This is a genomic window from Nocardiopsis sp. YSL2 (assembly GCF_030555055.1).
Taxonomy (GTDB): domain Bacteria; phylum Actinomycetota; class Actinomycetes; order Streptosporangiales; family Streptosporangiaceae; genus Nocardiopsis.
In genome coordinates, this window is record NZ_JAMOAO010000001.1 from 1,565,399 (window position 1) to 1,590,594 (window position 25,196).

At 72.7% G+C, this 25,196-nt stretch carries 24 protein-coding genes; 9 read left to right on the forward strand and 15 right to left on the reverse strand.

The genetic code is table 11. The features are described from left to right. The first annotated feature begins 5 nt into the window (after positions 1-5). On the forward strand, positions 6-530 hold the full coding sequence (locus M1P99_RS06735; protein WP_304451799.1) for a GtrA family protein: 525 nt from the start codon (positions 6-8) through the stop codon (positions 528-530). Between the two features lie 46 nt (positions 531-576). On the opposite strand, the gene M1P99_RS06740 is transcribed toward M1P99_RS06735, so the two are convergent. Further along, a complete protein-coding gene (locus M1P99_RS06740; protein WP_304455602.1) occupies positions 577-1,290 on the reverse strand; it encodes a TetR/AcrR family transcriptional regulator in 714 nt (237 codons plus the stop codon). A gap of 124 nt (positions 1,291-1,414) precedes the next feature. On the opposite strand from M1P99_RS06740, the gene M1P99_RS06745 reads away from it, so the two are divergent. From M1P99_RS06745 to sph, 3 genes are all read left to right on the forward strand, one after another. Then, positions 1,415-2,962, forward strand: a complete 1,548-nt coding sequence (locus M1P99_RS06745; protein WP_304451800.1) for an APC family permease — start codon at positions 1,415-1,417, stop codon at positions 2,960-2,962. Next, complete coding sequence (locus M1P99_RS06750) at positions 2,959-4,617, forward strand: amidohydrolase (protein WP_304451801.1); 1,659 nt, start codon at positions 2,959-2,961, stop codon at positions 4,615-4,617. The genes M1P99_RS06745 and M1P99_RS06750 overlap by 4 nt, the downstream gene beginning before the upstream one ends. Positions 4,618-4,987: 370 nt before the next feature. Further along, positions 4,988-5,938, forward strand: a complete 951-nt coding sequence (sph, locus tag M1P99_RS06755) for a sphingomyelin phosphodiesterase (protein WP_304451802.1) — start codon at positions 4,988-4,990, stop codon at positions 5,936-5,938. Positions 5,939-5,974: 36 nt separating this feature from the next. On the opposite strand, the gene M1P99_RS06760 is transcribed toward sph, so the two are convergent. Then, on the reverse strand, positions 5,975-6,988 hold the full coding sequence (locus M1P99_RS06760; RefSeq protein WP_304455603.1) for a type II CAAX prenyl endopeptidase Rce1 family protein: 1,014 nt from the start codon (positions 6,986-6,988) through the stop codon (positions 5,975-5,977). 393 nt (positions 6,989-7,381) lie between these two features. Between M1P99_RS06760 and M1P99_RS06765 the strand changes: the two genes are divergently transcribed. Continuing rightward, positions 7,382-8,521: an Mrp/NBP35 family ATP-binding protein gene (locus M1P99_RS06765; protein ID WP_304451803.1), complete on the forward strand. Its 1,140-nt coding sequence runs from the start codon at positions 7,382-7,384 to the stop codon at positions 8,519-8,521. Between the two features lie 61 nt (positions 8,522-8,582). Here the strand turns inward: M1P99_RS06765 and M1P99_RS06770 are convergent, their stop codons facing one another. The 4 genes from M1P99_RS06770 to sigE all read right to left on the reverse strand — a co-directional run bounded on the left by M1P99_RS06770 (position 8,583) and on the right by sigE (position 12,576). Beyond that, positions 8,583-9,656: a S1C family serine protease gene (locus tag M1P99_RS06770; protein ID WP_304455604.1), complete on the reverse strand. Its 1,074-nt coding sequence runs from the start codon at positions 9,654-9,656 to the stop codon at positions 8,583-8,585. Positions 9,657-10,190: 534 nt separating this feature from the next. Then, positions 10,191-11,273 (reverse strand): transcriptional regulator, encoded by a 1,083-nt coding sequence (locus M1P99_RS06775; RefSeq protein WP_304451804.1) that lies wholly within the window; start codon positions 11,271-11,273, stop codon positions 10,191-10,193. Continuing rightward, positions 11,270-11,962 (reverse strand): anti-sigma factor, encoded by a 693-nt coding sequence (locus tag M1P99_RS06780; protein WP_304451805.1) that lies wholly within the window; start codon positions 11,960-11,962, stop codon positions 11,270-11,272. Before M1P99_RS06780 ends, M1P99_RS06775 begins: the two co-directional genes overlap by 4 nt. Next, the gene (gene sigE, locus M1P99_RS06785; protein WP_304451806.1) at positions 11,959-12,576 is read right to left on the reverse strand and encodes an RNA polymerase sigma factor SigE; all 618 of its coding nucleotides are present in this window, start codon (positions 12,574-12,576) and stop codon (positions 11,959-11,961) included. The genes M1P99_RS06780 and sigE overlap by 4 nt, the downstream gene beginning before the upstream one ends. 316 nt (positions 12,577-12,892) lie before the next feature. Here sigE and M1P99_RS06790 point away from each other — a divergent pair, with 316 nt between their 5' ends. After that, positions 12,893-13,486: an O-methyltransferase gene (locus tag M1P99_RS06790; protein ID WP_304455605.1), complete on the forward strand. Its 594-nt coding sequence runs from the start codon at positions 12,893-12,895 to the stop codon at positions 13,484-13,486. A 571-nt stretch (positions 13,487-14,057) separates the two neighbouring features. Here the strand turns inward: M1P99_RS06790 and M1P99_RS06795 are convergent. From M1P99_RS06795 to M1P99_RS06825, 7 genes are all read right to left on the reverse strand, one after another. After that, positions 14,058-15,548, reverse strand: a complete 1,491-nt coding sequence (locus tag M1P99_RS06795) for a leucyl aminopeptidase (protein ID WP_304451807.1) — start codon at positions 15,546-15,548, stop codon at positions 14,058-14,060. A 97-nt stretch (positions 15,549-15,645) separates the two neighbouring features. After that, positions 15,646-15,813: a DUF3117 domain-containing protein gene (locus tag M1P99_RS06800; RefSeq protein ID WP_017596980.1), complete on the reverse strand. Its 168-nt coding sequence runs from the start codon at positions 15,811-15,813 to the stop codon at positions 15,646-15,648. A 372-nt stretch (positions 15,814-16,185) separates the two neighbouring features. After that, positions 16,186-16,785, reverse strand: a complete 600-nt coding sequence (locus M1P99_RS06805) for a hypothetical protein (RefSeq protein ID WP_304451808.1) — start codon at positions 16,783-16,785, stop codon at positions 16,186-16,188. Between the two features lie 140 nt (positions 16,786-16,925). Continuing rightward, positions 16,926-17,558: a hypothetical protein gene (locus tag M1P99_RS06810; RefSeq protein WP_304451809.1), complete on the reverse strand. Its 633-nt coding sequence runs from the start codon at positions 17,556-17,558 to the stop codon at positions 16,926-16,928. Between the two features lie 41 nt (positions 17,559-17,599). Further along, the gene (locus M1P99_RS06815) at positions 17,600-18,385 is read right to left on the reverse strand and encodes a TIGR00730 family Rossman fold protein (protein WP_304451810.1); all 786 of its coding nucleotides are present in this window, start codon (positions 18,383-18,385) and stop codon (positions 17,600-17,602) included. 82 nt (positions 18,386-18,467) lie between these two features. Then, positions 18,468-19,532 (reverse strand): succinyl-diaminopimelate desuccinylase, encoded by a 1,065-nt coding sequence (dapE, locus tag M1P99_RS06820; RefSeq protein ID WP_304455606.1) that lies wholly within the window; start codon positions 19,530-19,532, stop codon positions 18,468-18,470. A 203-nt stretch (positions 19,533-19,735) separates the two neighbouring features. Beyond that, a complete protein-coding gene (locus M1P99_RS06825) occupies positions 19,736-20,572 on the reverse strand; it encodes a 2,3,4,5-tetrahydropyridine-2,6-dicarboxylate N-succinyltransferase (RefSeq protein ID WP_304451811.1) in 837 nt (278 codons plus the stop codon). A 160-nt stretch (positions 20,573-20,732) separates the two neighbouring features. On the opposite strand from M1P99_RS06825, the gene M1P99_RS06830 reads away from it, so the two are divergent. Further along, positions 20,733-21,602, forward strand: coding sequence for a hypothetical protein (locus M1P99_RS06830; protein WP_304451812.1), 870 nt, complete (start codon positions 20,733-20,735; stop codon positions 21,600-21,602). 52 nt (positions 21,603-21,654) lie between these two features. Here the strand turns inward: M1P99_RS06830 and dapC are convergent, their stop codons facing one another. Continuing rightward, positions 21,655-22,758, reverse strand: a complete 1,104-nt coding sequence (gene dapC / locus M1P99_RS06835) for a succinyldiaminopimelate transaminase (protein ID WP_304451813.1) — start codon at positions 22,756-22,758, stop codon at positions 21,655-21,657. A gap of 142 nt (positions 22,759-22,900) precedes the next feature. Beyond that, entirely contained in the window at positions 22,901-23,221 is a 321-nt protein-coding gene (gene fdxA, locus M1P99_RS06840; protein WP_053615726.1) for a ferredoxin, read from the reverse strand. A gap of 181 nt (positions 23,222-23,402) precedes the next feature. Here fdxA and M1P99_RS06845 point away from each other — a divergent pair, with 181 nt between their 5' ends. Further along, a complete protein-coding gene (locus tag M1P99_RS06845) occupies positions 23,403-23,660 on the forward strand; it encodes a hypothetical protein (protein ID WP_304451814.1) in 258 nt (85 codons plus the stop codon). 101 nt (positions 23,661-23,761) lie between these two features. After that, positions 23,762-25,123: a hypothetical protein gene (locus tag M1P99_RS06850; protein WP_304455607.1), complete on the forward strand. Its 1,362-nt coding sequence runs from the start codon at positions 23,762-23,764 to the stop codon at positions 25,121-25,123. Positions 25,124-25,196: the final 73 nt, after the last annotated feature.

A 25,196-nucleotide genomic window follows, 5' to 3' on the forward strand; every position in this document is an offset into this window, starting at 1 on the left:
AGGCCGTGCGACAGTTCCTCTCCCGTCACCCCAGGATCGACCGGCTCGCGAGGGAGCTGGGCAGGTTCGGCTCGGTGGGGGCGATGGCCTACGTCGTCCAGATCGGTGTGACCAACCTCCTGTGGGAGGTGGCGGGCGCCGAGGCGCTGACGGGGCAGCTCATCGGCACGCTCTGCTCGATCGCGGTCGCGTTCGTCGGCAACCGGTTCTGGACCTTCCGCGAACGCGCCCGCACGGGGTACTGGCGGGAGACGGCCCTGTTCCTGCTGATGAACGGCGTGGGCATGCTCGTCCAGCTGGCATGCCTGGGTGTCGCGGTCTACCTCATGGGCCTGACCGGCCCGCTCGCGCAGAACATCGCGGGCAATGTCGTGGGCGTGGGCCTGGGAACACTGTTCCGCTTCTGGTCCTACCGGACCTGGGTCTTCCCGCCCCACCCCGCGCCGACGGGGACCGGCACGGCGCCGGCCGGGCCCCTGGCGGCCGACCCCGCCGACGGCCCCGCCACCCGCCCCGCCGACGGCCACTGACACCGGAGCCGGAGCCGGAGCCGGGCCCGTCTGCCCACGGCCCGGGTCACGAGTCGCGGGTGAGGTGGGCCAGGCGGGCCGCGGCCGCCGCCAGCAGCATGTCCAGCGCCAGGGGGTAGGCGCTCCCCTTCATGCTGGCCGCGAGCAGCGGGGCCGTGGCGGCGATGTTGGGGTGCGTCTCCTCAGGCAGGCCGGCGTAGGTCTCCCGCCACACCCGTTCCTCGGCCTCGCGGGCGGCGTCGGGCAGCGCCGTGTTCGCCGCGTCCAGGGCCGCGAAGCCCAGGGTCGTGTCGATGAACGCGTGGTAGGTCCGCACCGCCTCGGCGTCGGGGAGGCCCGCACCGCGCAGTACCGCCAGGATCGCCTCCACCGCCCGGATCTCGTGCACGCGGCCGGTCACGCGGTACGCGCTCAACACGGCCGCCTGGGGGTGTGACAGGGCCCCGGCGTGCATCTTGAGCCCGAGGTCGCGCAGGTCGGCACGCCAGTCCCCGGTGGGCCGCCACTCCCGCAGGACACGGCCGATCATCTCGTCGGCCACGGCCAGCATCAGGTCGTCGGAGTTCCTGAAGTAGCGGTACAGGCTGCTGGGGTCGGCGCCGAGCGCGTGGCCCAGCCGTCGGACGGTCAGCGCCTCGGCCCCGTGCTCGCTGATCAGGCGCAGGGCCGTCGCGACGATCAGCTCCTCCGACAGCACGACCCCCTGCCTGGTCGGCCGTCGGCGCCGCCGCTCCCCGGGCGGCACCACCCGCTCGGCCATCGTCACCTCGCACATCGTGGGCTCTCAGGTGACGGAAGCTTATGACAACACCATTGACCTGTGAAGAGGCCGAGCTGTTCAATCTCCGTTCACCGGACCACCCCCCAGCGAACGGAAGCCGACCATGGCAACGATCCCTCCCCCGGCCCCGGCCGTCCCTCCTCCCGTCCCCACGGGCAGGCCCCTGCGCCGGTCCATCGGCGTGCTGGGCGGCGTCGCCATCGCGGCCTCCAGCACAGCGGCCACCACCACCATCGGCATCGGCCTGACCGCGATGGCGCTCACGGTCGGCCCCCACCTGCCCGCCGTCCTGCTGCTGGGCGTCCTGCCCATCCTCTGTATCGCCGGGGCGTACACGCAGCTCAACCGGGTCGAACCGAACGCGGGCAACACCTACGTGTGGGTCGGGCGCTCCCTCAGTCCGTGGCTGGGCTTCCTGGTGGGGTGGACCCTGATCGTCGCCACGGTGGCGTTCCTCGCCTACACCACCGCCGTGACCGGATCCGCGATCCTGCAGACGGCCCTGGTGTTCGGCGTGACCGGTGTCGCGGGGCTGGACGTCGACCCCGGATCCACGGCCCAGGGCGTCGCGACGGGCGTCCTGGTGCTCGTCGCGGTGACGCTGACCGCGGTCGCCGGTCTGCGCACGGCGGCCCGGTTCCAGGTCGCCCTGCTGGTCTTCGAGTACGCGGTCCTGCTCGGGTTCCTCGGCTACGGCGCCGTGACCGGCCCCAACCCCTTCAGCTGGGACTGGTTCAACCCCTTCGCCCTCCCCTCCGCGCAGGTGCTCGCGCAGGGTCTGCTGCTCTCGGTGTTCTGCTACTGGGGGTTCGAGGCGGCCTTCAGCGTCAACGAGGAGGTGCGCGACCCGAGGGACGCCTCCCGCGCCGGACTCATCACCCTGCTCAGCGTGCTCGGCCTGTTCATGCTCGGCTCGGTGGCCTTCCAGCGCGTGCTCTCGGACCGGGAGCTGACCGAGAGCGGGGAGCAGGGGCTCGCCGTCTTCGCCGGTCACCTGGCCGGGCAGCCGTGGGCGACGCTTCCGCTGGTGGCGCTGATGTTCTCGGCCGTCGCCTCGCTCCAGGCCGGGGTGATCCCGACCGCCCGCGCCATGTTCGCCATGAGCCGGGACCGTACCCTCGGGCCGCTGTGGTCCCGGGTCAGCCCGCGGTTCGGCACGCCGGCCGCGGGGACCGTCGCCCTCGGCTCCCTGGCGGCGGCCGTCGCGGTGCTGTCACTGGCGATCCCCCGGCTCTCGGACGTGATCCTGGCGACCGTCAACTCGGTCGGCCTGCTCATCGCCCTCATCTACGTGCTGACGGCGCTGGCCGCCGTCGTGAGGTTCCTGGGCCTCTTCCGGCGGTCGTGGCGGGCGGGGCTCGTCGCCGTGGTCCTGCCCCTCCTGGGCGGGACGGTCCTGCTCGTGATCACCGGCTACCTGTGCTGGCTCTTCGCCACCGGTACCGACCACTTCGCCGTGGACCCCGACAACGGCTGGTTCCTGCTGACGGTCCCGGCGCTCATGCTCGCCTCGGGACTGGTGGCCGCCGCCTGGGCGCGCTGGGTGCGAAAGTCCCCCTACTTCCTCCGCGGAAACGACCCGGAGCAGCCCGCCGAACCCGCCCCGACCGAGACCGTCATCCCCGAACCGGAAGGATCGAACCACCGATGAACTCCCGCCACGCCGACCTCGTCCTCACCGGAGGCGCCGTCCTCACGCCGGACGGCCCGCGCACCGGAGCACCGGACGGCGCGAACTCCGTCGCCGTCGCGGACGGCCGTATCGCGGCCGTGGGCCGCGAGGAGGTCCTGGACCTGGCCGGCCCGAGCACCAGGGTCGTGGACCTGGCAGGCCGGCTCCTGATGCCCGGCTTCCAGGACGCCCACGCACACCCGGTCACCGCGGGCCTGGAGATGGTCCACTGCGACCTGACCGAGGCCCGGACCGCGGAGGAGACCGTCGCCGCCGTGGCCGCCTACGCCGCCACGCACCCCGGCCAGGGATGGATCACCGGCGGCGGCTGGTCCATGGAGGCCTTCGAGGGCGGCGCGCCGCACCGGACAGCCCTGGACGCCGTGGTCCCGGACCGCCCGGCCTACCTGCCCAACCGCGACCACCACGGAGCCTGGGCCAACAGCCGGGCGCTGGAGCTGGCGGGCATCACGCGCCACACCCCCGACCCGTCGGACGGCCGTATCGAGCGCGACGCCGACGGCGAACCCACCGGGCTCCTCCAGGAGGGGGCGATGGACCTGGTGGGCCGGCTGGCCCCGGAGCCCTCCCCGGCGGAGCTGCGCGCCGCGCTGCTGCGCGCGCAGGGGCACCTGCACTCGTTGGGGATCACGGCCTGGCAGGACGCCATCGTCGGGGCCTTCCCGGGCATGCCGGACGTGTCGTCGACCTACGCGGCGCTCGCGCGCGAGGGAGCGCTCACCGCGCGGGTGGTCGGCGCGCTGTGGTGGGACCGGGACCGCGGCGCCGAGCAGATCCCCGAACTCCTGGAACGCCGCGCGGCCCTGAGCCACGGCCGGTTCCGCGCCGACACGGTGAAGATCATGCTCGACGGCGTCGCCGAGACGGGCACCGCGGCGATGCTCGACCCGTATCTGGACGGCTGCGGTTGCCCCACGGGCAACCGGGGGACGAGCTTCGTGGATCCGGAACGGCTCGCGGGCTACGTCACGGAGCTGGACGCGCTCGGGTTCCAGACGCACTTCCACGCGCTCGGCGACCGCGCGGTGCGCGACGCCCTGGACGCGCTCGAATCGGCGCGCGGGGCCAACGGGCCCTCCGTGAACCGTCCGCACCTGGCGCACCTGCAGGTCGTCCACCCGGACGACGTGCCCCGCTTCGCGGCCCTGGGAGCGACGGCGAACCTGCAGCCGCTGTGGGCGGCCCACGAGCCCCAGATGGACGAGCTGACCATTCCGTTCCTGGGAGCGGAGAGAGCCGGGTGGCAGTACCCGTTCGGCTCGCTCAGGCGCGCCGGGGCGGTCCTGGCGGCGGGCAGCGACTGGCCGGTCAGCAGCCCGGATCCGGTCCTGGGCGTCCACGTGGCGGTCAACAGGGTCCTGCCGGGCTCGTCGGCCCCGGTGTTCCTCCCGGCGGAGCGCCTGGACCTGCGGACGGCCATCACGGCCTACACGGCGGGTTCGGCGTACGTGAACCGCCTGGACGAGACGGGGGCCATCAGGCCGGGAGCGCTGGCCGACCTGGTGGTACTGGACCGCGACCCGTTCGCGGGTCCACCGGAGGAGATCCACGAGGCCCGCGCCGCGCTCACCTTCGTGGAAGGCGAGGCGGTCTACGAGGCGTCCACCGCCTGACCCGGCCCGTACGGCGTCCCCCGCCGTCGTCGGGACCACCCGGTTCGCGCGCGGAGTGGGGCCGGTCGCCGACCGGCCCCACTCCGCGCGGTCGGGCATCGTTCACGGTCGACGCCCGGCGGGCGGCGGCGGAACGCCTGCCGCACTCCCCCTACAGGGACTGCGGTTCGGCCACCGAACCATGCAGCCCGCTTCGCTGGGGCCCGCGAGGACGTCGAGATCGGTCCCGGGAGGAGTACGCGGAAGCGGCGATCTGCCGCGCGCAGGACCGGACGGCCTTCCGGTTCAGGTCGATCCGCCATGCATTCGCTACCAACCGGTAACCCCTTGGTGCCCGCGCGGTGTCCTCGGCTGGACAGGCTGTGCTGTCGTGTACAGACGAACAGCCCCCGCCCTCATCGTCGCCCTGATCCTCCCCCTCTTCGTGGCCGTGGGCCCCGCGTCGGCCGACCCCGGCCCCGCGCCCCGCATCGCCACCTACAACGCCTACCTGCTGCCCCGCGCGCTCTACCCCAACTGGGGCCAGGAGATCCGCGCCGACCTCATCGCCCGGGACGGCGTCGTGTCCGGGCAGGACGTCGTGGTCCTCCAGGAGCTCTTCGACAACCCCTCCGCCGACGTCCTGCGCGCCGGGATCTCCGAGGAGTACCCCCACGGCACGCCCGTCGTGGGGCGCTCGCGCTCGGGCTGGGACGCCACCACCGGCTACCGAGCCCACACCACGACCAACGGCGGTGTCAGCGTCCACAGCGTCTGGCCGATCGTCCGCCGCGAGCAGCACATCTTCACGCGCTCCTGCGGTTCCGACTGGTTCGCCAACAAGGGCTTCGCCCGGGTGGAGCTGGACACCCCCGACGGCCCCCTGCACGTCATCGGCACCCACATGCAGTCCGAGGACAGCTCCTGCGCCGACGGCGAGGACGAGGACGTCCGCACCCACCAGCTCGGGCAGATCCGCGCCGTCATCGACACGATTCCCGACGGCGAGCCGGTCTACGTGGCGGGCGACCTCAACATCGTCGGCGGCGGCGGGGAGTGGGACCGCGCACTCAAGCGGCTCGACGCGGTCGAGCCGGCCTTCACCGGCGCCCCCTACTCCTGGGACACCGGCACCAACTCCATCGCCCGGTACAACTACCCCGACTGGGGACCGCAGCAGCTCGACTACGTGCTGCCGATCCGCGGCGGCGCGGCTCCGGTGTCGTTCACCAACGAGACGCGCGGCGTCAAGAGCGAACCGTGGTCCGTCTCGTCCTGGGGCCGGACCTACACCTACGACGACTACTCCGACCACTACCCGGTCTTCGGCACCGCGGGCTGACGCCCCGGACGGGCCGGGCGCCCGGGGACGGCGCGGTCAGCGCCGTGCCCGGGCGCTGGCTCGCCGTACGCCCCCGCGGCCGGCGAGCCAGGTCACCCCCAGCACGTACGCGCCCACCTGCGCCACGGTCAGCGCCAGCCCGAGCGGTGTCCCCCCGCCCGACGGCAGGCCGGCGCCGAGGACGGCCCCCGTGCCGACCTCCGACAGCCGCCCCTCGTAGGCGGTGAGCAGGAACTGGACCAGGCTGCTGACCACGTGCAGGCCGATCGCGGCCTCCACGCCCCCCGTGCGCCAGGTCAGCCAGGCCATCCCCAGTCCCATGACCGTGAGCGAGGACGTCACCCACAGGTCGTCGGGATGCGTGGCCGCGTAGAGCACCGGGACCAGGGTGCCCCCGGCCAGGACCGCCGTTCCCGGTGAGCGCAGCACGCGCGACGCGGCCCCGCCGCCCCGGGGTTCGCCCGGGCGGGCGCCCAGGGACCCGACGAGCTGCATCATCAGCCCCCGCGCGGTGAGTTCCTCGGCGGCGGCCTGGAACGGCACCAGCAGGACGATGACGACCACCGCCGCCGCGAACACCTCCGCTCCCCCTGTCTCCCCCACGGGCCCGGACCCCGGGGCCAGGCGGTCCACCAGGAACAGGAAGGCGATCAGGCACACCCCGACGGGCACGACCGCGGCGGCCGTGCAGCGCAGCAGCCAGCTCCAGCGCAACCGGCCCTCCACCGACATCAAGGTCCCCACGCGGCGCCACTGCACCACGCGCACCACGAACAGCACGATGGGGATCAGCAGCGCCGTCGGCGCGAGCCCGAACGCCAGCCCCGCGACCTCCCCCACGCTCATCGCGTCGGGGGCCAGGCCGCTGCCGCCGATGACCGCGACGATCGTGATCGCGAGCACGATGCCGATCCACAGGAAGACCAGGAGGATCCCGAAGACCAGCAGGGTCAGCAGCGGGGTCCACCAGCGGAACCGGGAGTTGCGACCCAACCTGTGATAGGGCTCACCCTCCGGCAGTCCCGCGCTGGCGAACTCGTTGGTGCGCACCGGACGCGGCGGGGGCCAGGCCCACACGGACGCCTCGGCACTGACCGCGGGCTGCCCCCCGGGCGGCGTGAGTCGCCCGCCCCCGGGCGGGCCCGCCCAGTCCTGCTCCTGCGGGTAGCCGTCGAGGGCCCGCCCCTCCGGCCCCTCGGGCGCGGCGGGCCAGGACGAACCAGGCGGCGGCGGAACATTTCCCATGGTGCGCAGAGACTACTATCCGGCCCTGTATCGCCTGCGTTAAGGACGTGCCGTTATCGGATGATCACCCTGCGGATCAAGACCCGCGCCACACGCCGATCGGAATAGCCGACCACCCGCCACCCGTTGTGACTGGTGGTCGCGTGGGGCCGACTCCACAGGCCGAGTACCTCATCCCACTGACCTACGATTGAGTACATGTCCTCCACACCATCCACCGAGCAGGTGCGCAAGGCCCTGGCCACGGTGCAAGATCCGGAGATCCACCGCCCCATCACCGACCTCGGCATGGTCAAGAGCGTCGACATCGCCGACGACGGTGCCGTCAGCGTCGGCATCTACCTGACCGTCGCCGGATGCCCGATGAAGGGTCGCATCGAGAAGGACGTGACCGAAGCGGTGACCAAGGTCGCCGGGGTCACCTCCGTCAGCGTCGAACTCGACGTCATGAGCGACGAACAGCGCAAGGAGCTGCAGACGCAGCTGCGCGGCGGCCAGGCGGAGAAGGAGATCCCCTTCGCCAAGCCGAACTCCCTCACCAAGGTCTTCGCCGTCGCCTCCGGCAAGGGCGGTGTGGGCAAGTCCTCCGTCACCGTGAACCTCGCCGCGGCCATGGCGGCCCAGGGCCACAAGGTCGGCGTCGTCGACGCCGACATCTACGGCCACTCGGTGCCCCGCATGCTCGGTGCGTCGGACTACCCGACCAAGGTCGAGGACATGATCCTCCCTCCCTCCGCGCACGACATCAAGGTCATCTCGGTGGGCATGTTCACCCAGGGCAACCAGCCCGTGGTGTGGCGCGGCCCGATGCTGCACCGCGCGCTGCAGCAGTTCCTGTCGGACGTGTACTGGGGCGACCTCGACGTCCTGCTGATGGACCTGCCCCCGGGCACCGGCGACATCGCCATCTCGGTCGCGCAGCTGCTGCCGAACGCCGAGCTGCTCGTGGTGACCACGCCGCAGATGGCGGCCGCCGAGGTCGCCGAGCGCGCCGGAGCGATCACCGCGCAGACCCACCAGCGCATCGCCGGCGTCATCGAGAACATGTCGTACTTCGTTCCGCCGGGCGGCGGAGAGCCCCTGCGGCTCTTCGGCGAGGGCGGCGGCCAGACGGTCGCCGACGCCCTGAGCCGGACGCTGGGCACCAGCATCCCGCTGCTGGGACAGATCCCGCTGGACACACGGGTGCGCGAGGGCGGCGACGAGGGCAAGCCCCTGGTCCTGACCGACCCCGACTCCGAGGCCAGCAAGATCATGTCCTCCATCGCCGAGTCCCTGGCGGGCAAGCCGCGCGGGCTCGCCGGCATGCAGCTGGGCATCTCCCCGGCCGGCCGCTAGCGGCCGCACGACGCCCGAGGGCCCCGGAGCGACCGCTCCGGGGCCCTCGTGTGCGCCGGCGTCAGTCGGCGGTCGCGCCCAGGGTGACGCTGGTGCTCTCGCGCGTGCCGTCGCGCTCGTACTCCAGGTCGACCTCGGTGCCCGGCGTGCGGTCGCGCAGCATCGCCATCAGCTCCGACCCGGACTGCACGCGCCGCCCGTCCAGGGACACGATGACATCGCCCGATTCCAGACCCGCCTCGTCGGCCGGACCGCCGGGCTCGACGGCGCGGGAGCCGTCGGCGATGACCGCGCCGGCGATCGGGCTCTCCAGGTCGATCTCCGCGCCGATGTCGGCGTAGCTGGTCTCGTCGTGGTCCACGAGCCGGTTCACCACGCGCTCCGCCTCGTTGGACGGGATCGCGAAGCCCAGGCCGATGTTGCCCGTGGACTCGCCCATATAGCCGGCCATGCTCACGATCATCGAGTTCACGCCGATGACCCGGCCCCCGGAGTCCACGAGCGGGCCGCCCGAGTTGCCCGGGTTGATCGCCGCGTCGGTCTGGATGGCGTAGAAGCGGCTGGCGTTGGGGCCCTCACCGGAGCTGACCGGGCGGTCGACGGCGCTGATGATGCCCTGCGTGACGGTGCCCGCGTAGCCCAGCGGCGCGCCGATGGCGATGACCTCGTCGCCCACGAGCGCCTGGTCCGAGTCGCCGAACTCCAGAGCCTCGACGTCGCCCTTGGGGGAGTCGAGCGCCAGCACGGCCAGGTCCGAGCTGGGGTCGGAGCCGACCACCGTGGCGTCGGACAGCGTGCCGTCGCTGTACTCGATCCGGATGCCGTCCTCCTCCAGCACGGAGGAGACGTGGTCGTTGGTGACGACGTGGTCGTCGCTGATGACGAACCCTGAACCTCCGCCGCCGATGCGGGCGTCCGCGCTCTGGATGGAGACCACGCTCGGGCTGACCCGCTGGGCCACGCCCGCGATGGTGTCGGGGTCGCGCTCGGGGGCTTCGGGCGGCGGCTCGTTGAGGCGGGCGCCCTCGTCCTCGGCCTCGGCCTCGGGTGCGGCCGGACCGGTGAGGAACGAGCCCGCCAGACCGCCGGCGCCGCCCGCGATCAGCGCGACGACGAGCATGCCGGACAGCGCCATCCAGGCCGGAATCCCGCGGCGGCGGGGGGTCGGCGCGCCGTACGGGCCCAGCGGCTGCCCGGGGGGCGGCCCTGCGGGTACCTGGCGCTGCCCGGGCGGCGGTCCGCCGGGGCCCTGCGGCTGTCCGGGGGCGGGCCCCGCGGGACCGGGCCGCTGCCCGGGGTACGGGCCGCCGTGGCCCATCGCTGCGGGGGTGGCGTGGTTCTGGGGGCTCTGGGGGCTCTGTTGACCGGTGGGGTTCATGCGGTTGGCGTTGCCCGGCACTCCCGTGGTCCCGTGCGGTGGCGCGGCGGCGCCCTCCGTCCCGGGGGCGGGAAAGGAACCCGTGTGCGCGGGCGCGGCGAATCCCGGGGCCGTTCCCGTGGGCGGACGGCCGACGGGCGGCGCGGGCGGCCCACCGGCGTCCGGGGGTGTTCCACCCTTCGGTGGGGTCGCCCGCCCGGGGTCGCCCCCGTGGTCCGGCCGACCGAAGTCCTCACTCAAGACCTGCTCCGTACATCGCTTGGTGTTCGGTCTGCGCGGCCCCCGGAGAACTCAGGCGAACCCCAGCCGGGACAGGCCGCGCTGCACTCTGGCCCAGAAGCCGGAACCCTCGGGTTCCGGCAACGCGCTCACCGCGGAGGAGGCCAGTCCCGCGGGGGCGTCGGCCAGCACCGTGTAGACGAAACCGTCCGCCTGCCACATGCTCTGGTACTGCCCGACCTCGCCGCCGAAGATCGTGTCATGTCGTGGTGTGACGCCACTTCCCCCCTCCCCGGTTCCGACATATCCGTTGTGAAGTGAAGTCGGGTGTTCCGTGCCCAGCTTCCCACGTTGGGCGAAAACCGATACCTGGGACAGCCCGTCGGAGTAGACCAGGTGGACCACCCGCTGCCGGCCGTGTTCGGTGGAACGGGCGTCGACCAGGCGCAGGTCCCAGGTCAGGTGCTCGGGCAGGATCCAGCCCCGGTCACGCAGCTCCTCGCGCTCGCCCCCGCTCAGCGCGTCACCCCAGGGCTCGCCGCCGACCGCGTCGGCCGGCCAGTGGCCCTCGCCGAACTCGATGCCGCTCAGCCTGGTGCGCAGGGCCGCGCCGCCGGAGTCCTCGTACACGGTGCGGCCGAGCAGGATGCCGGACTCCTCGTCCACCCAGAAGCGTCCGGCGACCGTCGCGTCGGACCGCAGGGCCACGACCATGCGGGCGGCGCGCCCGTCGAGGTCGGTGGGTCCGGCGTCCGCCACCTCGTAGGTGTCCTCCAGCATGCCCAGCAGGCGTTCGTCGAGCGTCACCAGGGCCGAGGAGTCGCCCACGGCGAACGTGGACCCCTCGGCGGCCCCGTCCTGGTCGACGGCGGCCAGGGCGATGCCCTTCCCCGGCTGGTTGACGACCCGGATCCGCACGGCCTCTCCGTCGAGCTCCTCCGGCCCGCGCAGCTCGCGCACGCCGGTGTAGGCCACCGTGTCGTCCGCCGCTGCCGCCGCCCGCAGCACGGCCATGCCGTCGTCGCCGCCTTCCGCGGGGACCTCGTCGGAGCCGGGATGGGTCGCGGCGGTGAGCAGGACGACGCACAGGAACACGACGAGCAGCGGTGTCACCGGAACGGGGCGCGGGGCGGAGGAGGGTTCCTCCGCGCTCACCGGGTCGCTTCGGTGGGACGGGTGTCGTCCGCCCCCTGGGAGCGGGCGGGCCGGACCTCGGCCGCCGGAACCTGGCGACTGGTCACCGCGTGCTCGACGGCGTAGTCGGACAGCCGCGGCTCCACCACGGGGGTGTCCTCGGTGTCGCCGCCCGCCACGAAGGCGGTGCCCAGCAGCGCGGTGGCCACCGCGAAGCCCGCGACGGCGTAGCGGCCGCCGGGGAAGGGCGGCAGGAACTGGGCCAGGCGCTCACCACGGCGACGCGGGGCTCGCGGGGGGCGGGCGGGCGGGGTCGGTTCCGCGGACACCGCGGTGGACTCGGGAGAGACCGCCTCAGCGGCGAGCGGCCCACCCCAGGGGAACCCGCCGATGGGGCGGGAGGACCCCAGGGGCGGGCTGGAACCGAAACCCCGGCCGCCCGCGGGCGCCGCGGGGCCCCGGGGTCCCACGGGACCGCCGCCGTCGTCGGAGGACGCCTGGGACAGGCTGGAGAGCCGTCCCAGGAAGTCCATGTCCGGCTCGGGCTCGCACAGGCCGGTGAGGCGGCGCTTGAGCCGGCGCATCATGTCCGCCTCGACGCGGCAGGGCTCGCACTTGGCCAGATGGATGAGCGCGCGCTCGTGCTCGGCCGTGCCCAGTTCGCCGTCCACGAGCGCGGACAGGCGTTCTCCGAGGTGTTCCGTGCTCACTGCTGCGCCTCCCGGTCGATGGCGTTCGCTCCGGCCTGTCCCCCGGCCTCGGCGGCCAGCGACCGCCGGTGCTCCAGGGCGCGGCGCAGCTGGGCACGACCCCGGTGGATACGGCTGCGGACGGTGCCGAGCTTGACGTCGAGCGTCGCCGCGATCTCCTCGTAGGAGAGGCCCTCGATGTCGCACAGGACCACGGGGGCGCGGAACTCGGCGGGCAGGGCGTCCAGCGCGCTCTGGACGTCGGCGTCGAAGTGCCGGTCGTCGTAGCGCTGGGCGGGTGAGGGCTCGCGGCCCTCCAGGCGCTCGTCGGCGTTGTCGGCCAGGCCCTCGAAGCGGATCCGGGCCTTGCGGCGCGCCATGTCCAGGAAGAGGTTCGTGGTGATGCGGTGGAGCCACCCCTCGAACGTGCCGGGGGTGTAGTTGGCCAGGGAGCGGAACACCCGGATGAAGACCTCCTGCGTGAGGTCCTCGGCGTCGTGCTTGTTACCGGTCAGCCGATAGGCCAGCCGGTAGACGCGGGGTGAGTGGACGCGGACGACCTCGTCCCAGCTCGGGGGTTCCCATGCCTCGAAATCAACGGCCGGGCCGGACTCTGGCACCGCTGCTCCCTTCATCCCGTCGATCCGTCCGTCGAAGACTGGTCGGGGGGAGTTGCTTCGTGGCGATCAACGTACGTTCATCCGGATTCAACGCTATCCGGCCCCGCGAAGTTCCCGCCGTCACACGCCGAGTTCGCCGGGCGCACGCGCTAGTCTTTTGCCGGGGACATGACCTGGTGGCGACCATCCTTGCACGATGAGTGACGCATCCCCGGTCAGCGTTCCCGCCCATTCGTGACCACGGCAGTGGGAGGCCGTCATCGCCAGTCCAGATGAGAGCGCGGCCCAGATCACCTGGGTGCGCGAGCAGGCCAGGTTCGAGCAGGAGGCGATGGAGGACGGCCCGCTGGCCGACGCCTACGACGCGGGAGTGCGCTCGGCGACCGCCCCGGTCGACGCCGCCACGGGAGCGGCCCTGCGGTTCCTGGCCGCGGCGATCAGCGCCCGCGCGGTGGTCGAGGTCGGCACGGGGTGCGGGACGTCGGGAATCTGGCTGCTGCGGGGCATGGCCCCCGACGGCATCCTGACCACCGTCGACACGCGCGCCGAGTTCCAGGAGTACGCCCGGTCGGCCTTCTCCCGCGCCGGCTTCGGCGCGGGACGCGCGCGGCTCATCCGGGGATCGGCCCTGGAGATGCTGCCCCGGCTGACCGACGGCGGCTACGACATGGTGTTCGTGGACGCCGACCCGGAGTCGGCGCCGCGCTACCTGGCGGAGGCCCGGCGGCTGCTGCGCCCGGGCGGCGTGGTCGTGTTCAACGACGCCACACCCGTCCCGACGGAGCCGGACGGCCCGTTGCGGGTGCCCGACCCCGCCGAGACGGCGGTGCGCGAGGTGATCCAGCAGGTCCGCGAGGACGAATCGCTCATCCCGCTACTGCTGCCCATCGGCCAGGGCCTGCTCGCTGCGATTCGGGGCGCTTAGGTTCGGGGCGCTTCACGCCGGGTCCTTCGTCGTCGCTACTGCCTGGCTCGCAGGCTCGCCGGCGGCAGAGACTCCTCCTGCAGGCACCGGCGCGCCCCTCACCCCAGTGCTTTTCTTGGGCCTCCGCTCGTACCTCGCTTCGGCCCGTGCGGGGGGTGTGTACGCACTCGCCCCCCCGGGGGCCGGGCGGGCTGAGCCATGCACCTCCACCCCTGAGGGGTTCACGCAGGACCACACGTGCGCTTACAGCCCCCTGCGTCGCGTTGGACTGAACGTTCGCCCCCACACCCCGCGGGTTCACGTCGGACTGCGCGTGCACCTTCAAGCCCCTGGGGTCAGGGTGACCACCCCCGCGAACTCCCGAAGGTGCAGGTGGGGCTGGGGGTTCAACCGCAGGGGATTGGTAGGGCTTCCCGCCCACCAGGACCACAGGGGGGTTGATCGGGCCAAAGCGAGGAACGAGCGGAGGCCCAAAGGAAGCACGAGGAGGGCGCCGACGCGTTCTGGAGTGCTTGGAGGTGGGGCCCGTGAGGAACGAGCGGGCCACACCGGAAAGCGCGAAGAGCGCGTCTCAAAGGCGCCCGACCCAGCGCAGCAGGGTGCGCGTGGAGAACGCGGTCCCGCCCTTGCTGAGCAGTCCGTCCTCCTTCATGGAGCGGCCGGGGCCGGCGATGTCCAGGTGCGCCCAGGGCACGTCGCCGGTGAACTCGCGCAGGAACAGCGCCGCGTCCGTGGCGCCCGCCGGACCGAACTCCTTGCGGGTCCCGATGTTGGCCAGGTCCGCGACCCGCGAGTGCGTCGTCTCTGCGTACTCCTCGGTGAGCGGCATCCGCCACAGCGGCTCGGCGGAGTCGGTGCCCGCGCGCTCGATCTCGGCCGCGACCGTGTCGTCGGTGCTGTACAGGGCGCCGATGCCGGTGCCCAGGGCGACCTTGGCCGCGCCCGTCAGCGTCGCCACGTCCACGATCACGTCCGGGCCGAGCTCGGCGACGGCGTAGCCCAGGGCGTCCGCCAGGACCAGGCGCCCCTCGGCGTCGGAGTTGAGGACCTCGACGGTCTTCCCGCTGTAGGTGGTCAGCACGTCGCCGATCCGGGTGGCGTCGCCGGAGAAGGCGTTCTCCGCGAGCGGCAGCAGACCGGTGACCTGGACGCCCGCGCCGACCGCGCGCAGCGCCGAGAGGACGGCGAGCACGATCGCCGAGCCGCTCATGTCGGTCTTCATGAGCTTCATGTTGTCGTTGGGCTTGAGTGACAGCCCACCGGTGTCGAACGTGATGCCCTTGCCGACGAGCACCACGTGGGCGGTCGGGTTCTCGGGCGTGTAGGTGAGCTGCACCAGACGCGGGGGCCGCGCGGATCCCCGTCCCACGGCGAGGATCGCGCCGAAGCCGTCCTCGGCCAGCTCCTGGTCGTCCCACACGCGCACGTCGAGGCCGGACCCGGCGGCCACCTCACGAGCGCGCTGGGCCATCCACTCCGGGTCCTTGGTCAGGGAGGGGGTGTTGATCAGGTCCCTGGCCAGGGCGGTGGCCGAGGCCAGGTCGCCACCGCGGCGCAGAGCGTCGGCCAGGTCCGCGGTGTCGGCGCCGACGACCTCGACGCCCGCCGCCGGGCGCTTGGCCCTGGGGGTCTCGCCGGTCTTGAGGGTGAAGGTGTACGAGGCCAGCAGCACGCCCTCGGCGAAGGCCACGGCGGCCGCTTCCCCGGCCCCGGGCCAGGCCAGGCCCACGGTCTCGGTGCCGCGCGCGGACCGGGACAGGGCGGCGCCGGCCTTCCGGAGGTCGTCGGGCGTACCCGATCCGACCCCCAGAAGCGCCAGCCGTACCAGGCCGCCGTCCCGGGCCACCGGGAACTGGGCCAGCTCACCGGCCTTGCCGGTCAGCGAGTAGTGCGTGAACAGATCGCGGAGCGCGCCAGGGAGCACCTGTGTCAGTCCGCTGTCGGCGACCCCGTCGACCGCCGCGGGCCCGTCGTCCCCCGCGAACACGGGGAGGACCAGCAGGTCCGCGGTGGAATCGGCGAGGGTACCCGCTACAGGGTGGATCTGCGTGGCGAATGGCACAGGCCGCTCACAATCGTTCACTCTTCGGGAGGTGGTCTACCTCGGGGGTCGTCAGGGCGTTCCGGCCCTTGGTGGGGGACGGTATCGGTACCGGCCGCTAGCCGACGACGCCCTTGAGCGCGTCCCGGAGCTCGACCGCCTCGTCTGGTGTCAGCTCGACGACCAGGCGTCCGCCGCCCTCCAGCGGGACTCGCATGATGATGCCGCGACCCTCCTTGGTGACCTCCATCGGCCCGTCGCTGGTCCTCGGCTTCATCGCCGCCATGCCATTCCCCTTTCTTCATGTTCCTCGCGGGTGACCGAGTCACAGCACCGGCGCAGGTCAGCTGAGTCGTCTCGGCTCGGAAACCGTGGCAGGCTCCGTGTGAGTCGTGTCCGTGTGACGTGAGGGACGTGAATCACCCTTCGACCATTATCTCGGAAGGTTGACCCCTGCGTGCGCGCGAGGCGACGGCCGGGCCGTCGCCTCGAACGCCCTCCTGCGAGGAATCGTTGGTCAGTTAGCTTATATCGGTACTGACCGAAACCCGTTCTGCGCGGGCGCGCACGCACGTGCTCCCGCTCCGGTCCGGCGGTGCGGACCACGGCGCGCGGCGGCTCCGTTCCCGGCCCGACCTGGCCTTCGGCTCAGCGGCGGTCACTCCAGCAGACCCGTGGAGACCATCCGCGTGCCCTCCCTGGTCACCGAGGACCACTCGGCCGCCAGTCCGCCGCCCTCGGGTGAAACGGTCAGCTCGGCCCCGTCGACACACCGGTCCTGCGGATCCGCGGTCTCGGTGTAGGTGTACACCAGTCGATCGCCCTCGGCGGCCGTCTGCTCCAGCGTCCCCGAGCACGCGAACGTCGTCCAGGCGGTGCTGCCGCGCTCGGCGCCGTCCTCGATCCGCACCTCGGCGTGCCAGTCGGCGACGTAGTCGCCCTCGGTGTCGACCTGGACCATCTCGCCCGACCAGGAGCCGACGAACGCGTCGAGGTGCGTCCGGTCGGCCTCGGCGACGTCGTCCTGGACCTCGTCGGCGGTGAGGGTCAGCGCGGCGGCGATCCCGCCCGCGAGCGCCAGGACGACCACCACGACGGCGGACACCAGGGTCACCTGGCGGCGGCGCCGCTCGCTGTGCCGGGTCGACCTCGGCGGCGGCCAGAGGGACAACTGGGTCACGGGAGACGCCGGTGTGGGAGTGGGGGTGGTACCGCTCTCGTCCTCGGAACCCGATTCCAGTTCGGCTGCTGTGTCCATCCTCGCCATCCTCACGACGATCCGCCCGATCCGGCGGAACGGGGGCAACGCATGTACAGCGAACGAGAATAGGGCACGCGCACCCGGGTAAACCCGCCCCGACGACACCTACAGTGTGATGCGTGACATATCCGGCAGCGTCAGGACTGCTCGCGGAGGTCCCTCGCGGTCGCACGCGCCTCGGCCCCGGACGCGGCTCCCGGCCGCACCTCGGCCTCGTCGGAGGACGCGGCTGCCGGTTCGGGCGCGGGGTCCGGGCGGTCCGGGTCCTCCGGCCGGGCCGGGGCGTCCGAGCGGCTCCCGGCGTCGGGGAGGGACCCGGCATCCGAGCGGGACGCGGCGTCCGGCCGGGTCCGCGGGCCCGGCTCCGACACTGCTCCGGGCCCGGGCGCGGCGCCCGCCTCGGGCGCGTAGGCGTCCCCCGGAAGACGGGTGCTCCGTCCGGGACCCGTGCCCTCCGGGACGTAGGAGGGGTCCAGCCGGGAGAGGCGCCACTCCAGGTCCTGGATCCGCTCCTCCCGCGCGCGCAGCGTCGCGGCGAGCCGGACCAGCAGCTCGTCCACCGCCCGCACGTGGTAGCCCCACATGGCCAGCGGCAGCACCAGGCGGTTCAGGTCAGGAGCCCTGACCGGGCCGTCCTCGGGCAGGTCCAACGGGGGGTAGTCGGCCTCGAAACGGGCGAGCCGTCCGCCCTTGCCGAGCACGACGTAGACCACGCCGACGAGCACGGCCAGAGCGGCCAGGGCAACCAGGATCATGATGAAGACAGGCACGGTCCGATCGTGCCACACGCCTCCCCCGTCCCGGCCCCCTCCTACTGCTGGGGCCCCGGGGCCCGGCGCGCGGCCTCGTCCTGCTGCTGGGCGATGTCCAGGTGGGACTTGCGGATGATGTCGACGACCTCGTCGGGGTCGTCGGTCGTCTGGAGCAGGCCCATGTCACCGGGGTTGATCAGCTTGCTGTCCATGAGGCGGTCCTCGATCCACGTCTTGAGCCCGGCCCAGAACTCCGTTCCGAGCAGCACCACGGGGAACCGGGTGACCTTGTTGGTCTGGACGAGGGTGATCGCTTCGAAGAGTTCGTCCAGCGTTCCGAAACCGCCGGGCAGCACGACGAACGCCTGCGCGTACTTCACGAACATCGTCTTGCGCACGAAGAAGTAGCGGAAGGTCATGCCCACGTCGATGTAGGGGTTGAGGGACTGCTCGAACGGCAGCTCGATCCCCAGCCCGACGGACATCCCGCCCGCGTCCTGGGCCCCCTTGTTGGCGGCCTCCATCATGCCCGGGCCCCCGCCCGTGATGGTGGTGTACCCGGCCTCGGCGAGCTTGGCGCCCATCGTGACCCCGAGGTCGTAGTACTCGCTGTCGGGCCGGATGCGCGCGGAACCGAACACGCTCACCGCCGACGGCAGCTCCGACAGCAGACCGAAACCCTCGACGAACTCCGACTGGATGCGCAGCACCCGCCAGGGGTCGGTGTGCACCCAGTCGCTCGGACCGCGGTGGTCCAGGAGACGCTGGTCGGTGGTGGTGTGGGGAACGGCACGGCCCCGGTAGGTCAGGGGGCCGACGTGCCTGGTGGTCTCTTCTTCCGTCATGTTCGCCAACCTATCCGGGCCCGCCGGACTCACACTTGAACCGCACATGACACGCCGGTGGCCACATGCGGCCCGTTCGAGGTCAGCGGGCCCCCGTCAGCCAGGCGACCATGCGCTCCTCGGCCTCGCGGATCGGCGCGATCTCGGTGTACTCGTCCTTGGTGTGGGCCAGTGTGGGGTCGCCGGGGCCGTAGTTGACGGCGGGCACGCCCAGTTCGGAGAAGCGCGAGACGTCGGTCCAGCCGAGCTTGGCCCGGGCCCTCCCCTCTCCCACCGCGGTGACGAACGCGGCCGCCGCGGGGTCGTCCAGGCCGGGGCGGGCCGGGGCGGAGGAGTCGACCACCCGCACCTCGAAGCCGTCGAAGACCTTGCGCAGGTGCGCCTCGGCGTGGGCCGGGGACAGGTCCGGGGCGTAGCGGTAGTTGACCGTGACCACGCACTCGTCGGGGATGACGTTGCCCGCCACGCCGCCCTCGATGAACACCGCGTTGAGGCCCTCGTGGAAGCGCAGCCCCTCCACCTCGGGTTCCCGGGGGGTGTAGGCGCGCAGGATGTCCAGGATCGCCCCGGCGCCGTGGATGGCGTTCTCGCCCATCCACGAGCGGGCGCTGTGCGAGCGCTTGCCCCTGGCCACGACCTCCACCCGCATGGTGCCCTGGCAGCCGCCCTCGATGACGCCGTCGGTGGGCTCCATCAGGATGGCGAAGTCGCCGGCCAGCCACTCGGGGTGCTTGCGGGCCAGGCGCAGGAGCCCGTTGCGGGAGGCGTCGACCTCCTCGTTGTCGTAGAAGACGTAGGTGACGTCGTGCACGGGCTCGGGGACCAGGGCGGCGAGCTTGAGCTGGACGGCCACCCCGGCCTTCATGTCGCTCGTGCCGCAGCCGTACAGGCGGCCCCCGGAGACGTGGGAGGGCACGTTGTCGACGATGGGGACGGTGTCGATGTGCCCGGCCACCACGACGCGCCGCGGACGGCCCAGGTCCGTGCGGGCGACCACGGCGTCGCCGTCCCGCGTCACGGTGAGGTGGTCCAGGTCGGAGAGGGCGTTCTCGACCGCGTCGGCCAGGATCCTCTCGTCACCGCTCTCCGAGCGGATGTCGACGAGGGCGGCGGTCAGTTCGGCCGCGTCCGAGGTCAGGTCCAGCATGGTCTCTCCGGTCAGGTCGTCGTCCACCGCGCGGCCGATCCGTCTCCCCTGGCGGAGGGACGAGCAGGTACGTACCCGGACGCACCCAGTCGCATCGATACCGATCGATACGTGCCTGGGCCGCACGCGTCACGACCACCCTAAACACAGACGGGGCGCCCTTCGTCGCCGAAGGGCGCCCCGGGATGCGCGCGGGGGTGCGGTCAGGCGTTGACGCCGTGCTCGCGCAGCAGGTCGTTCAGGGCGAGCTTGTCGTGCTCCTCGCCCTCCTGGAGGCGCTTGAGCACGAGCAGCACCGGCATGCCGAACTCGCCGCCGGGGAAGCTCTTGGCGCGGTTGGCGGTGACGCACACCGACCAGGCCGGGGCCTCGCCGCGTGCCAGTTCCTCACCCGTCTCCGCGTCGAACACGCGCGTGGAGGAGGTGAGGATCGTGCCCGCGCCCAGCTTGGCGCCGGTGCGCACGCGGGCGCCCTCGACGACCATGCTCCGCGAGCCCAGGAAGGCGTCGTCCTCGATGATGACCGGGGATGCCTGCGGGGGCTCCAGGACGCCGCCGACGCCGACGCCGCCGGACAGGTGGACGTTCTCGCCGACCTGCGCGCAGGAGCCGACCGTGGCCCAGGTGTCGACCATCGTCCCGGAGCCGACGTAGGCGCCGATGTTGGTGAAGGACGGCATGAGCACGACGCCCGGGGCCAGGTAGGAGCCCCAGCGGGCGATCGCGCCGGCGACCACGCGGACGCCGTCGAAGCGGGTCTTCAGGGGCATCCGGTCGTGGTGGTAGAAGTCGCCGACGTGCGACTCCTTCATGTCCAGGACCTTGAAGCCGAGCAGGATGGAGCGCTTGGCGCGCTCGTCGACCACGACGGCGTCCGAGGTGGGGTCGACGAAGGCCACACGGGCCTTGCCCTCGTCGATCTGGTCGATGGCGCCGGTGATGACGGAACGGGCCTCGGAGTGGTCGGGTGTGAGCGTGGAGCGCTGCTCCCAGAGTTCGTCGATCTGGTCGGGCAGCGGACTTGTGTACGAGCTGGTCATGTGCACACACGTTAGCCGCTTCCGGCGAGTGCGACGGCGCCGCCCTGGAACGGTCGAGCGCGCCGACTACAATGCGGCCGTGGCGCCTGAGCGCCCCCGCGCCGACGGAGCCCGTCTCCCGCGGCGCGACTCCACCTGTTGCCTAGCCGATGGTACGCCCGTGCCCAGTAAACGCCGACGGATCTCCGCGTTCGTGAAGATCCTCTTGTCCCTGACCCTCGCGTGCGGCGTGATCGTCGCGGGGGCCTACTACGTGCTGACCACGATCGAGCCCATCGACACAGAGCCCGAGGTGGAGCCCGGCTGCCGCCTGCAGCTGTCCGACGGCAAGTACGACATGGAGGTCGCCCAAGCGGTGAACGCCGCCACGATCGGAGGCGTCGCCTTCAGCAGGGATCTGCCGCAGGAGGCGGTGACCGTGGCCTACGCGACCGTCTGGCAGGAGTCGACGTTCTACAACCTGGAGTACGGCGACCGCGACTCGCTGGGCCTGTTCCAGCAGCGCCCCTCCCAGGAGTGGGGGGAGCCGGACCAGATCCTCGATCCGGTGTCCTCCAGCGCCTCGTTCTACGACGAGCTGGCCGAGGTCGACGGCTGGCGGGAACTGCCGGTGTACGAGGCCGCCCAGGCGGTCCAGCGCAGCGCCGACGGCTTCGCCTATGACCAGCACGAGGGCCTGTCCAAGCGGATGACCGAGGTGTTCACCGGCACCCGGGGACCGGCCGTGACCTGCTGGTACGACGCCGAGGGCGTGGACGAGATCCGGGACGCCGCCTCCGACACCGAGGCCGCGCACACCGAGATGGCCCGCGTGTTCGGTACCGACCCCACCGCCCTGCCCGAGGTGCGGGGGCCGGAGACCGGCGACCTCGGCTGGGCGATGGCGATCTGGGCGGTCACCCACGCCGACGAGTACGGGCTGTCCACCGTCACCTACGGCGACCAGCGCTGGCACGCGACCGACGGCGGCCCCGGAACGGCGGCGTGGACCACCGTGGCCGACACCGAAGGCCGCCTCCTCCTCAAGTAGTTCCTCGCGACGGGCGCAGGGCTCCTCGTGACCCCTGCGCCCCGAGTTCTTCCTACAGGCGCTTGGCCGCGGCCTCGACGCGCTCGTCGGTGGCCGTGAAGGCCACTCGTACGTGCCCGGACCCGGCGGCGCCGTAGAAGTCGCCGGGGGCCACCAGGACGCCGCGCTCGGCGAGTTCGGCGACCGCACCCCAGGCGTCGTGCTCGGGGTGGCTCGCCCACAGGTACAGTCCGGCGTCGGAGTGCTCGATACGCCAGCCCGCGCCCTCGAAGGCGGCCCGCAGGCGGGCCCGCCGGGCGCGGTAGCGCTCCTTCTGCTCGTCCGCGTGGGAGTCGTCGTCCAGCGCGGCCCGCATGGCGGCCTGGACCGGGGCCGGGACGATCATCCCCGCGTGCTTGCGCACGGCCAGCAGCTCGCCGACCAGCGCCGGGTCGCCCGCCACGAACGCGGCGCGGTAGCCCGCGAGGTTGGAGCGCTTGGACAGCGAGTGCACGGCGAGCAGGTTGTCGTGGGATCCGCCGCACACGTCGGGGTGCAGGATCGACAGCGGTTCCACGCCGTCCCAGCCGAGGTCCAGGTAGCACTCGTCGGAGGCCACGACGGCACCGCGCTCACGAGCCCACTCCACGACCTTGCGCAGGTGGGCGGTACCCAGGACGCGCCCGGTCGGGTTGCTGGGCGAGTTGACCCACACCAGCTCGACGGGTGCGGGCCCCAGGGAGGCGAGGCCGTCGGCGGCGACGGGGGTCGCCCCGGCCAGGCGGGCACCGATGTCGTAGGTGGGGTAGGCGAGTTCGGGGTGGACGACGGTGTGGCCGGCGCCCAGACCGAGCAGAGTGGGCAGCCAGGCGACCAGTTCCTTGGAGCCCACGGTGGGCAGGACGGCGCCTTCAGCGACGCGGACCCCGTGGCGGCGCTCCAGCCACGCCCCGATCGACGACCGCAGTTCGGGGGTTCCCCACGTGAGCGGGTAGCCGGGCGTGTCGGAGGACGCGGCCAGGGCGCTCTGGACCGCGGCGGGCACCGGATCGACGGGCGTGCCCACCGACAGGTCGGCGATGCCGTCCGGGTGCGCGGCCGCCGTCGCCTTGTAGGGCGCCAGCCGGTCCCAGGGGAAGGTGGGGAGCCGGTCGGTCACGGGTCGCCGGTCTGCCATGGGTGCACACTCCAGTGTCGGTTGCTCACGACACGCGTCGCGCCGACCCCCGCCCGGGGGTCGGCGCGACACGTCACGCTCTGGCGTCCTCGCGTCCACGCACCCCCTGCGCCGGTGGAGTGGGGAGCGGACGGCCCGCCTGCTACTCGGCCTGCGGCGGGAGCTTGGCGATCAGCGGGTGGTCGCGGTCGATCTTGCCGACCTTCGAGGCGCCACCCGGCGATCCGAGGTCGTCGAAGAAGTCGACGTTGGCCTTGTAGTAGTCCGACCACTGCTCGGGCAGGTCGTCCTCGTAGTAGATGGCCTCGACCGGGCAGACCGGCTCGCACGCACCGCAGTCGACGCACTCGTCCGGGTGGATGTACAGCATCCGGTCGCCCTCGTAGATGCAGTCCACGGGGCACTCGTCAATGCACGCCTTGTCCAGCACATCAACGCAGGGCTGCGCGATGACGTAGGTCACGTCGTACTCCTTGTCTCACCCCCGCTGTCCACGGGGGAGGCGGGGACCTTCAGGGCCTCGGGACGGAGCGGCGTGCGGGCGCCGTCCGCGCTGCTCCGGGCTCTGCAAGCAAATGGCACAGATGTCGTCCTCCTAGTATGGCGTCGAAGAACAACCAGCGCACAATCGGGGGTCCGGTTCCATGCACTTGAGAGGACGGCTCGTCCACCGCATCGTCCCGGACGACGTCGGTCGGCGCGTGTCGGTCCGGATTCGCCTCCCCGACGGGGCCTTCACCGATATCGTCGGGGTCGTGGAGTCCTGGGCGGACCACGTCCTCACCCTGCGGCGCCGCGACGGGTCGTCGGTGGAGGTCGCCGAGTCCGACATCGCCGCGAGCCGCGTCGTTCCCCCCGTTCCCCCGCGACGGCGCGGCGGACGGCCGCCCGAGACCCCCTGAGAGCTCATGTCGTGCCTGAACACAGGCATTTTTCGGCCCGTCCGGGGTAAGAGTCGGCTCAGCCACAGCTCGATTCCCCTCAGGAGGTGGTGAGCGCCATCATGCGCGAAGCCGTCGCGTCCGCCCTCGCCGAGCTGGCGCGCAGGGACGAGCGGTCCGCCGGGATGGCCCGGCTCGCACTGGACGCGTTGGCGCCAGAGCAGGAACTGGAACGGATCGACCAGCACGCCGTGCAGCGGTTCTGCTGGTTCGAGCTGCCCGTGCGGTTCCAGGGCTCGGCGCAGGACCAGCGGCTCGCCGCGCGTTCGCTCAGCCAGCTCTTCGACCTCCTGCAGCTCCACCGCTACGCACAGATCTGCAAGTCGGCCGAGACCACGACCGTGCTGACCGTCTACTCCCGCGACCACGACGCGGGGCTGGCCATGTTCGAGCGGCTGATGTGGGAGTCCGGGGTGGAGCCCCCGGACCTGCCCGAACTGACGTGGGGCACGGCTGTCGGCGACGCCGAGATCCGGGCGCGGCGCGAGACCGCGGCCGCGCTGGAGCTGGCGATCTCCCTGGGCGACGTGCGGCCGGGCAAGCTCGGGTGGCGCCCGGCCCAGGAGCGGTTCACCCGGTCGTTCCTGACCCGGCCCGACCACCAGGGGCTGAGCCATCTGGACCGCGTCCGCGAGGAGCGCGTCCGCGCCTGGCTGGGATCGTCCGCGCACCCGCACCGGGAGCGCCTGTGGCCGCTGGTCGGGGAGATCATCGCCGGGGCGGACGCGCCGCGCTCGGCCGAGCGGGCGATGGCGCCGCTGCAGCGGCTGCTGGACCTGGCGGCGGACGGGATCATGCTCACCCAGATCGGCTACATCGCGCCCAGCGTGGTGCGGCAGATGTGCACCGACTTCGGCTGGCGGACCTCGCCCGAGCCGCCGCGGAGCGAGACCGACGCCACCCAGCTCATCTCCCTGCACCAGGTGCTGCGCTCCATGCGCGCGGTACGCCGGTCGGGCCGCAGGCTGGTCCTGACCCGGCGCGGGCGACAGCTGCGGGAGGACCCCGAGGCGCTGTGGCGGTCCGCGACCCAGTCCCTGTGCCGGACCGGGGGTGTGGAGCAGGCGGCCGCGGAGACCTTCCTGGGCCTGCTGCTCACACGCTCGCCCCAGGGCGCCGGGTCGCACGCCCGGCGGGGCGAGTCCGACGTGAGCGCGGCCGAGCGCACGCTCACCGAGTACGGGTGGGTTCCGGTGGAACCGCCGGTGGCGGCGGGGCGGCACGCGGCCGCGCACCGCCGGACGGCCGACGCGGCCGCCGACCAGTTGCGCGCGATGGTGATGGCGGTGGGCTGGCTGCTGGAGACGCTGGGGCTGCTCACCGAGGACGACGGCGACGGGCACCGCGAACTGACCGCCCCGGGCCGGGCGTTCGCGATCGCGTGCCTGCACCAGTCCGCCGTGGCGCCGCGCGCCGTCGTCTAGCGCGTGCGGTGACCGCACGGGTGCACCGGCTCGCGCCCGCCACGGCGTCCGTGGAGCGGGTCCGGCGCGCCGC

Coding starts and splice junctions, on each gene's coding strand:
- M1P99_RS06740 (WP_304455602.1), bottom strand. CDS start 1,290: ATGGCCGAGCGGGTGGTGCCGCCCGGGGAGCGGCGGCGCCGACGGCCG.
- M1P99_RS06745 (WP_304451800.1), top strand. CDS start 1,415: ATGGCAACGATCCCTCCCCCGGCCCCGGCCGTCCCTCCTCCCGTCCCC.
- M1P99_RS06750 (WP_304451801.1), top strand. CDS start 2,959: ATGAACTCCCGCCACGCCGACCTCGTCCTCACCGGAGGCGCCGTCCTC.
- M1P99_RS06765 (WP_304451803.1), top strand. CDS start 7,382: ATGTCCTCCACACCATCCACCGAGCAGGTGCGCAAGGCCCTGGCCACG.
- M1P99_RS06770 (WP_304455604.1), bottom strand. CDS start 9,656: ATGGCGCTGTCCGGCATGCTCGTCGTCGCGCTGATCGCGGGCGGCGCC.
- sigE (WP_304451806.1), bottom strand. CDS start 12,576: ATGAAGGGAGCAGCGGTGCCAGAGTCCGGCCCGGCCGTTGATTTCGAG.
- M1P99_RS06790 (WP_304455605.1), top strand. CDS start 12,893: ATGGAGGACGGCCCGCTGGCCGACGCCTACGACGCGGGAGTGCGCTCG.
- M1P99_RS06800 (WP_017596980.1), bottom strand. CDS start 15,813: ATGGCGGCGATGAAGCCGAGGACCAGCGACGGGCCGATGGAGGTCACC.
- M1P99_RS06805 (WP_304451808.1), bottom strand. CDS start 16,785: ATGGACACAGCAGCCGAACTGGAATCGGGTTCCGAGGACGAGAGCGGT.
- M1P99_RS06815 (WP_304451810.1), bottom strand. CDS start 18,385: ATGACGGAAGAAGAGACCACCAGGCACGTCGGCCCCCTGACCTACCGG.
- dapE (WP_304455606.1), bottom strand. CDS start 19,532: ATGCTGGACCTGACCTCGGACGCGGCCGAACTGACCGCCGCCCTCGTC.
- M1P99_RS06825 (WP_304451811.1), bottom strand. CDS start 20,572: ATGACCAGCTCGTACACAAGTCCGCTGCCCGACCAGATCGACGAACTC.
- dapC (WP_304451813.1), bottom strand. CDS start 22,758: ATGGCAGACCGGCGACCCGTGACCGACCGGCTCCCCACCTTCCCCTGG.
- M1P99_RS06845 (WP_304451814.1), top strand. CDS start 23,403: ATGCACTTGAGAGGACGGCTCGTCCACCGCATCGTCCCGGACGACGTC.
- M1P99_RS06850 (WP_304455607.1), top strand. CDS start 23,762: ATGCGCGAAGCCGTCGCGTCCGCCCTCGCCGAGCTGGCGCGCAGGGAC.